The sequence below is a fragment of the Paenibacillus glucanolyticus genome (assembly GCF_037333485.1).
Classification (GTDB): Bacteria; Bacillota; Bacilli; order Paenibacillales; family Paenibacillaceae; genus Paenibacillus_AQ; species Paenibacillus_AQ glucanolyticus.
Window position 1 is genome coordinate 5,412,455 of sequence record NZ_CP147845.1, and the last position, 14,302, is coordinate 5,426,756.

The 14,302-nt window shown below is 50.8% G+C and carries 15 protein-coding genes; 4 read left to right on the forward strand and 11 right to left on the reverse strand.

Annotated elements, in window-relative coordinates; all coding sequences use genetic code 11:
• The first annotated feature begins 88 nt into the window (after positions 1–88).
• Positions 89–1,063: an aldo/keto reductase gene (locus WDY75_RS25305; RefSeq protein WP_063478714.1), complete on the forward strand. Its 975-nt coding sequence runs from the start codon at positions 89–91 to the stop codon at positions 1,061–1,063.
• A gap of 74 nt (positions 1,064–1,137) precedes the next feature.
• Here the strand turns inward: WDY75_RS25305 and WDY75_RS25310 are convergent, their stop codons facing one another.
• On the reverse strand, positions 1,138–2,076 hold the full coding sequence (locus WDY75_RS25310; RefSeq protein WP_006208452.1) for an aldo/keto reductase family protein: 939 nt from the start codon (positions 2,074–2,076) through the stop codon (positions 1,138–1,140).
• A 160-nt stretch (positions 2,077–2,236) separates the two neighbouring features.
• On the opposite strand from WDY75_RS25310, the gene WDY75_RS25315 reads away from it, so the two are divergent.
• Entirely contained in the window at positions 2,237–2,575 is a 339-nt protein-coding gene (locus WDY75_RS25315; RefSeq protein ID WP_036642884.1) for a winged helix-turn-helix transcriptional regulator, read from the forward strand.
• A gap of 91 nt (positions 2,576–2,666) precedes the next feature.
• Here the strand turns inward: WDY75_RS25315 and WDY75_RS25320 are convergent, their stop codons facing one another.
• The 9 genes from WDY75_RS25320 to WDY75_RS25360 form a co-directional block, all read right to left on the reverse strand.
• Complete coding sequence (locus tag WDY75_RS25320; RefSeq protein ID WP_063478713.1) at positions 2,667–3,413, reverse strand: MerR family transcriptional regulator; 747 nt, start codon at positions 3,411–3,413, stop codon at positions 2,667–2,669.
• Between the two features lie 173 nt (positions 3,414–3,586).
• On the reverse strand, positions 3,587–4,258 hold the full coding sequence (locus tag WDY75_RS25325; RefSeq protein WP_063478712.1) for a ThuA domain-containing protein: 672 nt from the start codon (positions 4,256–4,258) through the stop codon (positions 3,587–3,589).
• Positions 4,259–4,316: 58 nt separating this feature from the next.
• Positions 4,317–5,009 (reverse strand): SDR family NAD(P)-dependent oxidoreductase, encoded by a 693-nt coding sequence (locus WDY75_RS25330; RefSeq protein WP_231888108.1) that lies wholly within the window; start codon positions 5,007–5,009, stop codon positions 4,317–4,319.
• A 96-nt stretch (positions 5,010–5,105) separates the two neighbouring features.
• Positions 5,106–5,582 carry a VOC family protein gene (locus WDY75_RS25335; RefSeq protein ID WP_036642846.1) on the reverse strand — a complete coding sequence of 159 codons (477 nt, stop codon included), beginning with the start codon at positions 5,580–5,582 and terminating at the stop codon, positions 5,106–5,108.
• Between the two features lie 32 nt (positions 5,583–5,614).
• Positions 5,615–6,070, reverse strand: a complete 456-nt coding sequence (locus tag WDY75_RS25340) for a VOC family protein (RefSeq protein ID WP_063478711.1) — start codon at positions 6,068–6,070, stop codon at positions 5,615–5,617.
• A gap of 60 nt (positions 6,071–6,130) precedes the next feature.
• Positions 6,131–7,015: a carbohydrate ABC transporter permease gene (locus tag WDY75_RS25345; RefSeq protein ID WP_063478710.1), complete on the reverse strand. Its 885-nt coding sequence runs from the start codon at positions 7,013–7,015 to the stop codon at positions 6,131–6,133.
• A gap of 18 nt (positions 7,016–7,033) precedes the next feature.
• Positions 7,034–7,882, reverse strand: a complete 849-nt coding sequence (locus WDY75_RS25350; RefSeq protein WP_006208444.1) for a carbohydrate ABC transporter permease — start codon at positions 7,880–7,882, stop codon at positions 7,034–7,036.
• Between the two features lie 72 nt (positions 7,883–7,954).
• Positions 7,955–9,283, reverse strand: coding sequence for an ABC transporter substrate-binding protein (locus WDY75_RS25355; protein ID WP_006208443.1), 1,329 nt, complete (start codon positions 9,281–9,283; stop codon positions 7,955–7,957).
• A gap of 203 nt (positions 9,284–9,486) precedes the next feature.
• A complete protein-coding gene (locus WDY75_RS25360; protein WP_006208442.1) occupies positions 9,487–10,530 on the reverse strand; it encodes a LacI family DNA-binding transcriptional regulator in 1,044 nt (347 codons plus the stop codon).
• 331 nt (positions 10,531–10,861) lie between these two features.
• On the opposite strand from WDY75_RS25360, the gene WDY75_RS25365 reads away from it, so the two are divergent.
• Entirely contained in the window at positions 10,862–11,809 is a 948-nt protein-coding gene (locus WDY75_RS25365) for an LCP family protein (protein ID WP_063478709.1), read from the forward strand.
• A gap of 45 nt (positions 11,810–11,854) precedes the next feature.
• Here WDY75_RS25365 and WDY75_RS25370 read toward each other — a convergent pair whose 3' ends face one another.
• The gene (locus tag WDY75_RS25370; protein ID WP_063478708.1) at positions 11,855–12,634 is read right to left on the reverse strand and encodes a helix-turn-helix transcriptional regulator; all 780 of its coding nucleotides are present in this window, start codon (positions 12,632–12,634) and stop codon (positions 11,855–11,857) included.
• A gap of 154 nt (positions 12,635–12,788) precedes the next feature.
• Here WDY75_RS25370 and pyk point away from each other — a divergent pair, with 154 nt between their 5' ends.
• Positions 12,789–14,204: a pyruvate kinase gene (gene pyk / locus WDY75_RS25375; RefSeq protein ID WP_063478707.1), complete on the forward strand. Its 1,416-nt coding sequence runs from the start codon at positions 12,789–12,791 to the stop codon at positions 14,202–14,204.
• Positions 14,205–14,302: the final 98 nt, after the last annotated feature.

The following is a 14,302-nucleotide window of genomic DNA, read 5'->3' on the forward strand; positions in this document are numbered from 1 at the left end:
TATCATTCTTCCACACCTGATCCATTTGGACCGCTCCCGTGAAAATGTTTATACTATAGTAAATCTGTACATAAAGGAGTCGATCAAGATGAACTACTGCCGTCTCGGAAGCAGCGGACTCAAGGTTTCGAAGCTCGGCCTGGGCACGAATGCTTTTGGCAAAAGGGCCGATCAAGAGACTTCGACACGCATTATCGACCATGCACTGGACCATGGCATCAATTTCATCGATACCGCCAACATTTATGCGGGCTCTGAATCGGAACGAATCATTGGACAAGCACTGTCCGGCAAGCGTCATAACGTCGTATTGGCTACGAAGGCAGGACTTGTGAATGGCCAGGGACCCAATGAGCGGGGCTCCTCCCGTTATCATCTGCTGCAAGAGCTTGAGAACAGCCTTAAGCGGCTGAAGACGGATTATGTGGACCTGTATCAGATTCATACCTTTGACCCCCATACTCCTCTTGAGGAAACCTTGCGCACGCTGGATGACCTGATGTCGTCGGGAAAAGTGAGATATATCGGCGCCTCCAACTATGCAGCTTGGGAAATTATGAAGGCGCTTGGCATCAGCGAGCTTAAAGGATATGCCCGGTATGTGTCCACCCAGACGAGTTACTCTCTCGCGGACCGAACACCGGAACTGGAGCTGGTCCCCCTCTGTCTGGATCAGGGCGTTGGCATCATTCCGTATTTCCCTCTGGCTGGCGGTATTCTTACCGGCAAATACAGCCAAGGCAGCAGCACGCCTTCCGGCTCCCGTGCCGAGACTGATCCGAACTTCAATCGCTTCCTGGAAGATCACAATCTAAAGCTCGGTCAGCAAGTCAGTCAGCTCGCCGCAGAGCACGGTCATTCCCCAAGCGCTCTTTCCCTTGCCTGGCTGATGAATCGCCCTGCGGTGTCCACGGTCATTGTCGGCGCTACGAAAACCGAGCAGCTGGATGATAATCTGAAGAGTCTGGAAATCGAGATCGATGAGACACTAGGTTCGAGCCTGGACGAAGTCAGCAACGGCTTTGTGTATGCCAAGCCATTTGCGACATATCGACTGGGTTAAATAAACCACGCCAAAAAAAAGCCGCTCAACGAATGGTTGAGCGGCTTTCCATTTCAAGCTGGCCTGCTGTTTTTCTATTTCAGGATCTCTTCAATGCGAGTTTGAACCTCTTCGCTGAGTTCAATGCCGGATGCCTTCGCATTCTCGGTTACCTGTTCCGGACGGCTTGCGCCGACAAGCGCACTGGCAACGTTTGGTTGACGCAGAATCCAGGCAAGCGCCAGATTGCCTACGGACACCTCAAGCTCTGCCGCAATCTTCTCAAGCTCATGAACCTTCGCGATTTTTTCCTCGGTAATGCCTTTGCGCATCCAATCCAGCTTCGCAGCGCGGCTGTCGGCTGGAATATCCGAAGCGGAGGTGTATTTCCCTGTGAGCAGTCCTTGGGCCAGCGGGGAGAATACCACCTGACCGATGCCCGAGCGCTCGCTGAGCGGAATAATTTCTTTCTCGATATAACGTTCAAACATGTTGTAGATCGGTTGGTTTACCACGATACGGTCCAGCAAATAACGATCCGCTACGGTCAATGCTTCCGCGATTTGCGAAGCCTGCCATTCACTGACGCCAACATACAGCACTTTTCCTTGGCGAACGAGATCATCAAGCGCGCGAAGAGTTTCATCAAGCGGTGTTTCCGGATCATGACGGTGGCAGTAGAAAATATCAACATAATCATGACCCAGACGCTTCAAGCTGGCATGCGCCTGCTCCATAATGTGCTTGCGGGACAAGCCGCGATCGTTCGGACCATCACCCATCGGCCAGAAAGCCTTGGTCGCCAGCACATACGATTCACGCGGATACGCTTTCAGCGTTTCGCCAACCAACACTTCAGCCGCACCCTTTTCATAGACGTTCGCTGTATCAAAAAAGTTAATACCCAGGTCATAAGCCGTCTTGATGGCGTTCACCGCATTCTCGCGCTCAACATAACCGCCGTATGTAAGCCAGCTTCCCAAGCTGATCTCACTGACCTTGAGACCTGTGCGGCCCAATTTTCTATATTTCATTGCAATTCCTCCTTCAATAAGATAACGATGGTGGTACATCTGTTATTCTAAATTAGTTCCTATTCTTAGGGAAGAAGTGAAATGTTCTTCACTATATTATAGAGAGGATAGCTGATATACTTGAGTATAGTTAGTAGAATATCGGAGGGAGCCTTTCATGATGGGGAATAAATCGAGCAGCTACATACCCAAAACACCCGAACATATCGAATGCAATATCGAAAAAACGCTACTGGTCTTAGGCGGAAAATGGGCATTTCTTGTCATCCGCGAGCTCTTCGGCGGAACGAAACGGTTTGGCGAGCTCCAGCGAAAGATCCCGAACGTCAGTCCGCGGGCACTGACCACAACGCTTCGTCATCTGGAAGAGCAGGGCGTGCTTGAACGCGAGGTATTCCCTACCGTTCCGGTTACGGTCGAGTACACCTTGACCCCCAAGGGCATGGATCTGCACGTCATCTGCAAGGAAATGAAGCTGTGGGCGGCGCGGTGGACCTGACCCTCTCATATAAGCCATATAAAACAAGACACCTTTCACTATAGAGAAGGTGTCTTGTTTGGCATTCGACTGACCGTTTCACCCGGCCTCATCACACTTCCGCGTACGCCTCCGCAGCAGCATGCAGATAATAAGCCAATCCCGTCTGCTGCTCCTCCAGCATTCGAAGATGAAATTCATCGCGCAGGAAGAACTTCGTCTGCCCCGCAAAATCGGCAGCCGAGAAGGTGTGACCCTGCTCGTTCATAAACTGCAGATGATTCCGAATCGAAAGCTGAACACGCTCATCATCGTGCTTGATCCCGGTTATGAGAGCATTCGCTATGGCGGACATAAAAGCGGCTGCTTCCCTCGCCTGCTCGTTCATACTGGAAACATCGACAGGCTCCCCCTCCAACAAATCCACGTCATACTGCTCTTTCAGATGCTGATTCTGCTCCGCTAACGCATCCTCCCATTCTTCTGCACTGCCGAAGCCATTAAACAGATCTTGAGGTTCCATCGCCAGACCCTCCTTCGTGTAATGAATGGAACGCCGTAAGGTCTGAAGGATGCTCTCCAGCCGATCCTGCCTCTCCTGGAGCAGCTGCTCCTGCTCTGACAAGATGGAGAGCCGCTCCGGCGTCTCCGTCAGCAGCTCTTTAACTTGCTCCAAGGAGAAATCCAACTCCCGGTAAAACCGGATTTGCTGCAGCCGTTCCAGCTCCTTCGTCCCGTACAACCGGTAACCGGCATCACTTATTTCGGCAGGCAAGAGCAAGCCGAGTTTATGATAATGATGCAGTGTCTTGATGGTCACCTTGGACAGAATCGACACTTCTTTTACCGTATATAACATAGGTGTTCCCTCCTTCGACCTTCAGTCTAAGGCCTCCTCTTAGAGGAGAGTCAAACCGAAAAAACCTAAAAATAAGACGAGTGCTTCTGCACCCGCCTCATCTAGTTCTTACCGTATACTATATCGCATATAAGACGTCTCATGTTCTCCTGATTTCAGGTCATGCAATTCCATTATGGCTGTTCCAGTTCCAATCCCCAAGCAACCCCTTGTCTCATTACGCTTGCAAACGCCTCGTTCATCAGTCCTTCCTCCCGGTGGGCAGGCGTGATGCAGACCACTTTCCCGCTTCCGTAAGAATGAGCCCAGCCCGCGACGGACTCCCCGTCCACAGACTCCGAACGAAGGAACACTTCCGTCTCTTCTTCCCGGCAATGCACAAAGTAATGCTCATCCAGAAAGCCGAAGCGATCGCCCCCTCCTCCCAGAGCTGTCCCGGCTACAGGCGTATAGATCACCTCGCGGTGCACATCCGGATGATAGTCAAAGCTGCCGCGCAGCATGTTAACGTACTCTCCATCCTCCGCATAAGACGCGAGCCCCGAGTGCCAGGCTATCCATACGCCACCGGCGGCAACATAAGCCTGAATCTGATGCTCCGCCTCGCTGGTCATCCAGCGCTTGTCAGGGCTCCCTTGAGGATCAATCCGATCCTCGGCAAAGAGCACCACCGCATCCGGCTGTTCCTTCAGCCTATCGGCTAATTCGGTTACGGCCCCATAGCGAAGCTGAACCAAGCCTTGTTCCACAAAGGGCTTCACGATTCGGTTCAGGGAATCCGTGGCGAGCTGTCTGTCATGATAAAAATCGCCAACGATGGCCAGTATGTGTTTGGGTTGTGCCATTATAAACTCCTCCTTTCCTTGGTGCAGCACTCATCCGGATCGAAACGCAGGCCCTGATCTAAAAAGGCATCGTCTCGCCCTTATGATTGATCATCCAGCCGTCCTGCTCCGGCACCATGCGGCGTTCCACCAGATCCAGCAGGCCCTTGGCGGTATCCACGGGATCACCCGGTGCCTGATCTCCGCCCATCGGGGTACGAATCCAACCGGGATGCACGGCGTACACCATGAAATTATCGGCAGCAAGCGCCTTGCGGAGCTGGGCCGTGAAGAAGATCAGTCCGCTCTTCGATATCGCATACGGATAATCGCCGCCATAGGCGCCCGTGAAGCAGCCAGCCTCGGACGATACGTTGATAATGGCGGGTGCCGAACTCCTGCGGAGCTGTGGCAGCAGATGTTTTACCATTTTCATGGGCCCATAGAGATTGGTCTGCATGCTCTTCTCGACATCGTCAAAGTTTAAGTTCTCGATGACTTGATCCCGGCCATTCAGAATGCCGGCATTGTTAATGACCGCATCCACTTGATCCCACATCTCATGGATCTCTTCTGCCGCGGACGCAATGACGGCTTCCTGATCCACATCAAGATTCATGATCTGTAATTGCGCCGGGTAGTCGGATCGCAATGCTCGAAGCTCTGGATGACTGCTCTCTGTGTTCCGTACACCCGCCACGATCTGATGCCCGCGGCCAAGCGCCTCCCTCGTCAGTTCGAGGCCCAGCCCCTTATTAGCTCCGGTGATCACGATGTTCAATATGGTTCACCCCTTTGATGGTTGACTTCATTCTATTCCTTCTCTGCGAATGGGGTCATTCTTCTCGTTCCCGTTGTGCATACCTCTCTAATCCTGCTTCGGACCGAGCTCCTGCAATCCAAGCGTAACGCCAAGTTTATCTTCGGAGTCAAAATAGCCGTAACGGCCTGCCCCATACTCGCCTTTATGGTTCAGCGGATACCCTTTCCCTTCCAGGAAATCAATATGCTGATTAAAACCGTTTACGGTGAACATTACAAAATGCACGCCCTGCCCGCGGGATTGCTTGTATTCATTCCACGGACTCGGCTCATCATAGGGCTCCAGCAATTCCAGCACCATCGGTCCCATCTTCAGGACACACATCTTCGTCCGGGTCGGGCGAAGCTCCCCCCGCTGCCACGTATACGAATCCTCCGTCGGTTCCGGTGCGGCATGCGGATCGGGTATCGATATAGGCGGCATCTCCATGCCGAATAATTCACAATAGTGCCGGGCCGCCGCTTCTATATCATGGACGACGATTCCCATTTTGAGCAAGTGATTGTTCTCCATATGATTCATTCGGCTCTCTCCTTCTATCATGAAGATAATTCTTATTTGTCGTTCTCCAGCAGCTCGATCAGTACCTTCAGCTCACTAAACGTATCCACGTAGGCGTAACGGCCGCCCGTATATTCCCCCTTCTGGATTAGAGGCATGCCGCTGCCATTCAGAATCTCAAGCTTCTCCTTCATCCCCTCAATGACAAATGCAATGTGGTGGACCCCTTCGCCATGCGTATCCAGAAATTCGCGCCAAGTCGATGCCTGCTCATCCGGCTCAATCAGTTCCACCTGCAGCTGGCCGCAGTCAATGAAAGCCAGCTTCGAACGGGCTTCCGAAGGACCGCCGTTGTATTCGGTCTGTGCGACTTCCCGAGTATCGGTCCAGAACCATGCCGGAGGCTGGATGCCGAAAAATTTAGCATAACTCGCTCCCACCTTCTCGATATCTTTCACGATAATTCCGATCTGTGTAATGACTTTGGTTCCCAGCATACTTTGCTCCATAGTTTCCATATCTCCTTCTAAGATCAAGTTTGATGGCTTGGTATATTAACGCGGAGCAGATTACTCCTCCGCTTTAAACCCGTTGGATAGCTTGAATAAAAATAAAGTGATCAGCAGCGCAATGACGAGCAGGATCCAGGCCATGGCCGAAGCGTAGCCCATCTTGGCATACTGGAAGGCATTTTGATACAGGTACAGGGAATAGAACATCGTGGAGCCGTCCGGACCGCCGTTTGTGATGATGAAGGATTCCGCAAAAGACTGCAGCGTCCCGATCATGCCCGTAATGACATTGAATACAATCGCCGGTTTCAGCATTGGAATTGTAATATGAAGCACCTGTCTCCATGAGCTGGCCCCATCGATTGAAGCCGCTTCGTAGAGGGAATCCGAAATGCCCTGGAGCCCTGCCAGATAAATAATGATCATCTGTCCCGAGCCCCAGAGTGCCATCAGCACAAAAGCCGGTTTTGCCCAAAAAGGACTGGAAAACCAACCGGGTCCCTCGATCCCGATGAACCCGAGAATCGTATTAAGCACGCCGTTGTCCGGCTGCAGCACCCAAATCCAGAGAATCGACAGCACAACAAGCGGAACCAGCGTTGGCAGGAAGAACACCACCCGGAAGAAAGCCAAGCCCCGAATGCGCCGGTTATTCAGCAGAATCGCGATGAATACCGACCCGACCGTTGTCACCGAGATGCCAACCACAATCATGAACAGCGTGTTGTACAGCACCTTGTAGAATAAGGAATCCCCCGTAAACAGCTTGACGTAATTGTCCAGACCCACCCACACCGGCTCATTGATGATGTTGTAATCAGTCAACGAGTAATACAATGAACTGAACAATGGATATGCCGTAAATAGCAGGAACCCGATGATCCAGGGTGAAATGAACAGCAGCCCATTCCTCAGATTTTTACGGTCTGTCTTGGAAGACATGATGCCCCCATCTCCCCTCTATCCTTTAATTCCCGAGAAGGTAATCCCCTGGATGAAATATTTTTGAAGCAGGAAAAAGATGACGAGTACCGGCAGGGTCATACTCACGCCGACAGCCATCAGCAGCGTCCAGCGCGGATCGTTGACGGACATAATCTGCTGGATGCCAAGCGACAGCGTATACAGCTTGTTATCGCTCAGGAAGACGAGCGGACCGATAAAGTCTCCCCAGGCTCCTGTGAAGGCGAAGATCGCCACCGTTATAATGACGGGCAGGGATAGCGGCAGAGTTAACTGCCAGTAAATACGAAACTCCGATGCACCGTCCACCTTGGCCGATTGGGACAGCTCTTTGGGGATGCCTATGAAAAACTGCCGCAGCAAAAAGATAAAGTACGCATTGCCAAGGAAGGCCGGAACCACCAGCGGCTTGAACGTTCCGATCCAGCCGAACTTCTGGAACAGGACAAACAGCGGTATCATCGTCACCTGAAACGGCAGCATCATCGTCATGAGCACTACGATAAACAAGGCATCGCGGCCCTTCCATTCAATGCGGGAGAAGCCGTAAGCAACCAGCGTATTAGCTAATACTCCGCCAAGGATCGCCATTGCGCAGATGTAGAGCGTATTCTTGAAGTACAGCCAGAACGGAAACTGCTGAAATGCGGTTACATAGTTGGACCATACCGGCTCGGACGGAATCCAAACCGGCGGGTCCGCGAAGAGCTCCGTATTGCTCTTGAGCGATCCGGATATCAGCCACAGAAACGGGATGATATAAGCAAGTGCGGCCAAAATCAGAATGATATAGATGACATAGGTTTCAATAGACTGTCCCTTGAATTTGGTGCGGATAGAAACCACCTCACACTTCTTCTAACCGGAAGGTCCGGCTGACTAGTGCCTACAACTGATAACAGCTTGATCAAGCCGCCCTTACTTCTTCTTGTCTACTTCCTCCTGGAGCTTCTTCTGGGCAGCCTGAAGCAATGGCTGCGGATCATGGTTGTTATAGATCACGCTGTCGCGCAGCAGCATAAGCTCGTTGGACATCTCCTTGGCAACCGCCGTCAGCGCCGGATGGCCGGAATCCGGGGAGCTTGCGACTTCACGCACGATTTTATAGATCTCATCTCCCTCTTTATCCCACTTGATTGCGTCGTTTTGCTCCTTGTATATGGACAGCGAACGCCACTGGTTGATGTTGTCGGCCATAATTTCCGGTTTCACCCCGAACAGAATGAATTTCATGGCGGCTTCGGGATTCTTCGCGCCTTTGGGAATCATGAAGATATTCGTGCCGAAGTTGGACGAGTTCTTCCGCCCTCCATCCGGTGCCGGAATCGCAGCTACCTTATAATTCACATTCGGAGCATACTGCTTCAATGCGTTGCTGAACCAATTGCCGTTGATGGTCATCGCAACCTTGCCCGAGAAGAATGGATGATCCGGAGAGAACGCCCCGCCAAAACCGGAAGAGAACGATTTGATTTTCTCGGGATTATATTTCTGTGCGTACGTGTTCATCCAGTTGTACATCTCTACCAGGTGCGGATCATCGAGCTTCACTTGTTTGGAAGCGGTGTCATAATAATCTGCGCCAAAGATATAACCCCACATGTACGACTCGTCCCCGGCGTCCAGCCAAGGGATGAAGCCCAGTCGATCGATTTTATCGCCATTCAGCTTCGTTAATTGCTCAGCCGCAGCATCCAGCTCCTCAATGGTTTGTGGTGGCTGATCGGGATCGAGACCGGCTTCCTTGAACAGGTCCACATTGTAGTACAGCAAGTTGACGTTGGAATCCTCAGGGAACAGGTACGTTGTGCCCTCCACCTTCATTAGATCCCGGTAAGCATCCAGAATTTCATCCTCTTTAAAATCCGTAGCTGCAAGCAGGTCGTCGATCGGCATCAATGCCCCCTGGGCAGCCAGTGCGTATGCGCTTGCATATTCATTCGTAATGACAACATCCGGCGGGTTGCCCCCGGAAATCGCTGCAAGCAGCTTGCCATTCGAAATGCCGCCATCTGGCGGAACATAAGTAGCATTAAACTCAATATCCGGATACTCCTTCGTAAATTCGTCCATTCGCCATTGATCCCATTTCTCCGAATCGCCGCCCCATGGATACCAATACGTTAATTTCCCTCCATTCGATGAGTTTCCGCCTGCATTCTGCTCTTCTGAGGCACCTGTGCAAGCAGTAAAAACGAGACTGAAGCATAAGACAGTCAACAGCAAGACCCATCCCCTGTTCTTCATTGGCCAATCCCTCTTTTCGTTTAGGATAAGTTTCTCGTCTCCTTATTTCTCTATTGATTTGGATGCAAATTACGCGAATGGCTACCCTCCTTTTTTGTGAACACGTGTTTATTTTGAATCAAGAAGCAGCTTACCTGAGTAAGCCAACCTCCTGGATCAAACTGAACTTGATGGTTAACCAATCTAATACGCTGTCGTATGCATCACCGCAATGGCTGGCAGGAATCCCGGATCACCAGCTCGGTTGTTCCCACATAACGCTTCGAATCCGTCGAACTGACTTCAATCGTTTCAATCAATTTGCCGGTCAAAGCATCCATCATATCGGAAAAATCCACATGAATGGACGTCAGCGCAGGATGAATCCTCGCACTTAACAAATGATCGTCAAAGCCCATTAATGAAATATCGCCGGGCACGTTGATGTCTGCCTCGTTCAATGCACGCAGCGCTCCGAAGGCAACGCTGTCGTTGCAAGCAAAGATCGCTGTCGGTAAATCCTTTGTCACTTTGAGCCAATGCTGCACGGATTGATAGCCGCTTCGCTCCGAGAAGTTGGATGGAATGATCCAGTCGGACCGGACCTGCAAGCCATGGGCCTCCATTGCCTGCCTGAAGCCCTCCAGCTTCTCCGGTCCCGACCAGCGCAAGGGGTCTCCGGCAATATGCGCAATCTGGCGGTGTCCCAGACTGTAGAGATAATCGACACCCTGCCGCATCCCCTCCAGGTTGTTGAAATTGCTGATCACCCGGTTAGGCTCAGAGCGCCCTTCCAAATGCTGATCGACCACACCGACCACAAAGCCGTCCGCAATCAGCTCCTCAATGAACGGCTCGTGATTCGCTGCACCGATAAAGATGCCTCCGTCGATTCGCTGCTGGTAGAACGTATTCTTCACATTCCGCATGATGTCATCGTCTTTCGTATTGCGGATAATGTAGGTCAGCACGTAATATCCTCTCTTGGATGCGCTCTCAATTACGCGGGTAATGAGTGCGTTGGTGAGCGAATCGTTAAACACTTCCTCGCGGGAAACCATGAACAAACCGATCGTCGACGTTCTCTTCCCCGACATAATCCGCGCAGAGAAATTGGGTGCGTAATTATACTGCTCGATCACCTGCATGACCTTCTCCCGCGTAGCCTGGGGAACATTCGGGTAGTTATTGATGACTCTGCTTACCGTGCTGCGAGAAACACCGGCCATTCTGGCGATCTCCGTGCTGTTAATTTCAGACTTTTTCAATCGAGTCCCACCTCATTAACACGTGTTCATAAACGGGCGTGTATATAATATGTACTGTGTCGTCCATAGAAGGTTGTAGACAAGGTTCTATGCAGATTTCTCCGTGACATATCAATCGGATACTATCACTGAATCGTGAACACGTGTTTACATTTACAATGTAATCGCTTCAAAATGTTTTGTCAATATAAATAATCAAATCACGATGGCTCCAAATTGCCGTAATTCCTTACGCCTGCCCGGTCTCTATTAGAAAAAATGATTTTTCCTCAGTAGTTTGCTAGAATGGTCAAATATGCAAACGTATAACAGAAAGGATGTTAAACGAACTATGAAAAGAAAATGGTTGAAATACACCATGCTCCTGTTATCCATTGGAGTCTTGGGGATCGTCTCCTACTACACCTATTCTATCATCCAATTCTCAAACCATATTTCCACGGCTGTGAAGCCAGCCGAAGAAACCGATACGGCTCACAACGAAGTTGTTGAAATTCCTAAATGGGAAGGAAAAGAGCGCATCAATATCCTCCTCATCGGCGGGGATTCCCGCGGTGATGACGCTGGCAGATCGGACACCATGCTGGTTGCCTCCATCGATCCGGTTACGAAGAGAGCCCATCTATTCTCGTTATTGCGCGATTCTTATGTAGAAATTCCCGGGCATGGCAAAGGACGGCTGAATTCGGCATTTGCTTATGGAGGGATCGAGCTGACCAGACAAACCATCGGCGATTTGTTAGACTTGCCCATACATAAATATGTATATACGGATTTTGTCGGGTTCATAGCGCTTGTCGATTCATTAGGCGGAGTCGATATCGAAGTAGAGAAAGACATGTACTATACCAGCAAAGCCGACAAGCACATGTACGACATTGATTTGAAGCAGGGACTGCAGCATCTGGACGGTAAAATGGCCCTGCAATACGTGCGATTCCGGCATGATGCCAAATCTGATTTTGCTCGGACGGAACGACAGCGCATCCTGATGACGGAAGTCGCCAAAAAAATGCAGACCACGAACTCTCTTATCAAACTTCCGGGCATCCTGGATTCGATTGCGCCCTACATCGAGACTGATTTAAGCCCCAAAGAAATGCTGAAGCTGATGGCTCTCGGCTTTGACGTGAATCTGGACAAAATCGACCAGCAGCAGCTTCCCCCGTTCTCGCTGTTGTCCAACGAGAAGGTCGGACGAGCACAGGTGCTCGGCGTAGACAAGAATAAATTGCAAGCGTATGTGAAGCAGCTATTCGAAAATGATACGTTTCAATAAATAACACGTGCTGGGAGGGCTTAGCCCTCTCTTTTTTTCACTTTTCTATATCGTCCGAGGACGCTCCTGCAGCAAATCCGACGGGGCGCTGCCCGTCACTCGTCTGTAAATCCTGTAGAAATAGGAGAGATCCTGGTAGCCGAGAAATTCGGCAATCTCCTGGACCGTCAGCTGCGATTCCGTTAACAAATAGGCCGCACGCTTCATCCGCTGAGCATGCACGTATTGGCTGATCGTCTGCCCTGTGACACTCTTGAACAGCACGGCAGCGTAATTGGGTGTTTTGGCAATGGCATCACCGAGCTCCTCTTTTGTTATTTTCTCGCGGTAGTGCCGCTCGATATACGACTTCATCCGCTCCACATGCAGGTGTTTCTCCGGCGTAATTGCGCCTCTGTCGAGCTCGCGGCTGATATAAATCAGCACTTCTGTCAATAATGCTTCTATTAGGATGACATAATAAGAGGGGCGCTCGTGCCACTGCTGATGAATTACCTTCAAACGCTCGTGAATCAACTCATAACAGCCGGGTTTATGTTTCAGTGCTTCTGTCCGTTCAAGCACTGACAATCCCGCCGACACCGCTTCGGTCCATTGAACCATGATTTGAGTATGCGTTACGGTGGGGATGCTCTTCCCATAATACGGAACACCGGCTGGAATAAGCAGCAACTCTCCCTTCTCCATAATCAGCTTATCTCCATTCACCCAATATACACATTTTCCATATGTCACAAGGCTTAAGCGCCACGTTCCCTGCTCTGGATCAGCTTCTTCATACCAATCGACACCGCTAACTTGCCGTACTTCCACCGGGGTACCCATGATTCACCTCATCTCCATACTATATTCCAATCATTGTACTATAGTTCATATCATGATTCGACAAGACAGGCTACAATGTGATCATTAAGAATGATTTAATTCAATCGAATGCTGCAAAAAAATGCTGGAGGATACAATTAAAGGAGGAGCAACCATGCAAAAAACAAAAATGATCTGTACAATGGGACCTGCGTGCGATTCCGTTGACATCTTGAGGGACATGATCCAGGAGGGAATGACCGTTGCCCGCTTAAATATGGCACATGGAGAGCTGGAGGATCATGCAACCCGTATCCGGAATATTCGCCGGACAGCTGCCGAATTGAATACGTATGTGCCCATCATGATGGACATTAAAGGCCCCGAGGTGCGTATCGGCAAGCTCAAGGAGGCTTCCTGCCTTCTGCAGGCAGGTCAGGAGCTGATCCTGACAACAGAGGAAATTCTGGGGGACGCACAACGCATCTCGGTCAATTATGCCGAACTGCATCTAGTGGTTAAACCCGGTGACCGTATACTGATTGATGACGGGCTTGTGGACCTGAACGTACTTCATGTTGACGGCAAGGATATTCATTGCAAAATCATTAGCGGCGGTACTCTCAAACCGCGCAAAGGCGTCAACCTGCCAGGAATCAAGACGACGCTGCCTGGTGTGACGGAACGGGATATCATGCATATCAGCTTTGGTCTGGAGAATGGCGTCGAGATCATCGCCGCTTCATTCGTGCGCAGTGGCGATAACATCCGTGAAATCCGCAGCATCCTGAAGGAACGCGGTGCAGAGCATGTGTTAATCATCTCCAAAATCGAGAACGGTGAAGGCATGGAGAACCTGGATGACATCATCGAAGCTTCAGACGGAATCATGGTCGCCCGCGGAGACCTCGGCGTGGAAGTGCCAATCGAAGAGGTACCTATGATGCAAAAAGAAATGATTGATAAATGCAACCTCGCCGGTAAGCCGGTTATCGTGGCAACCCACATGCTGGAATCGATGCAGGTTAATCCACGACCAACCCGCTCCGAGGTGAGTGACGTGGCTAACGCGGTGATTCAAGGTGCCGACGTTGTCATGCTGTCCGGAGAATCTGCCGCAGGCAAGTATCCGGTTGAGTCTGTGCGCACGATGGCGGCAGTTGCCCGCCGTGCCGAGACGATGATCGACTACAAGGAGCAGTTTGCATTCAAATCCAGACAACAAGTGGCGGATATTACCGAAGTCATCAGTCAAGGGGCTGTCAGCTCTTCCCTCGTCCTGAATGCCAAAGCCATCATTACGGCAACAGAGAGCGGATTTACCGCGCGAATGATATCGAAATATCGGCCGCAGGCACCGATTATTGCCGTTACGCAGCATGAAGAAGTGTTGGCTAAAATCTGCTTGCTGTCCGGCGTCATTCCGGTCAAAGGCGACAAGGTTACGACTACGGACGAAATGTTCGAATCCGCTACCCGCAATGCAATCAAGACGGGCTACATCGAAAAAGGCGACATTATTGTATTGTCGGCCGGTGTGCCGATCGGTCAATCCGGCAACACAAATCTCATTAAGGTTCAGCAAGTGTAATATGTAATCTATAAGGCCTCCAATCGATTTATTCGGTGCCAATCCGTCCCTCTGGGCATATAACTAACTCAGAGGAATCAGCGCAAGGGTGATGTGCG

Coding starts and splice junctions, on each gene's coding strand:
- WDY75_RS25370 (WP_063478708.1), bottom strand. CDS start 12,634: ATGGGTACCCCGGTGGAAGTACGGCAAGTTAGCGGTGTCGATTGGTAT.
- WDY75_RS25365 (WP_063478709.1), top strand. CDS start 10,862: ATGAAAAGAAAATGGTTGAAATACACCATGCTCCTGTTATCCATTGGA.
- WDY75_RS25340 (WP_063478711.1), bottom strand. CDS start 6,070: ATGGAGCAAAGTATGCTGGGAACCAAAGTCATTACACAGATCGGAATT.
- WDY75_RS25355 (WP_006208443.1), bottom strand. CDS start 9,283: ATGAAGAACAGGGGATGGGTCTTGCTGTTGACTGTCTTATGCTTCAGT.
- pyk (WP_063478707.1), top strand. CDS start 12,789: ATGCAAAAAACAAAAATGATCTGTACAATGGGACCTGCGTGCGATTCC.
- WDY75_RS25345 (WP_063478710.1), bottom strand. CDS start 7,015: ATGTCTTCCAAGACAGACCGTAAAAATCTGAGGAATGGGCTGCTGTTC.
- WDY75_RS25310 (WP_006208452.1), bottom strand. CDS start 2,076: ATGAAATATAGAAAATTGGGCCGCACAGGTCTCAAGGTCAGTGAGATC.
- WDY75_RS25320 (WP_063478713.1), bottom strand. CDS start 3,413: ATGTTATATACGGTAAAAGAAGTGTCGATTCTGTCCAAGGTGACCATC.
- WDY75_RS25325 (WP_063478712.1), bottom strand. CDS start 4,258: ATGGCACAACCCAAACACATACTGGCCATCGTTGGCGATTTTTATCAT.
- WDY75_RS25315 (WP_036642884.1), top strand. CDS start 2,237: ATGGGGAATAAATCGAGCAGCTACATACCCAAAACACCCGAACATATC.
- WDY75_RS25305 (WP_063478714.1), top strand. CDS start 89: ATGAACTACTGCCGTCTCGGAAGCAGCGGACTCAAGGTTTCGAAGCTC.
- WDY75_RS25335 (WP_036642846.1), bottom strand. CDS start 5,582: ATGAATCATATGGAGAACAATCACTTGCTCAAAATGGGAATCGTCGTC.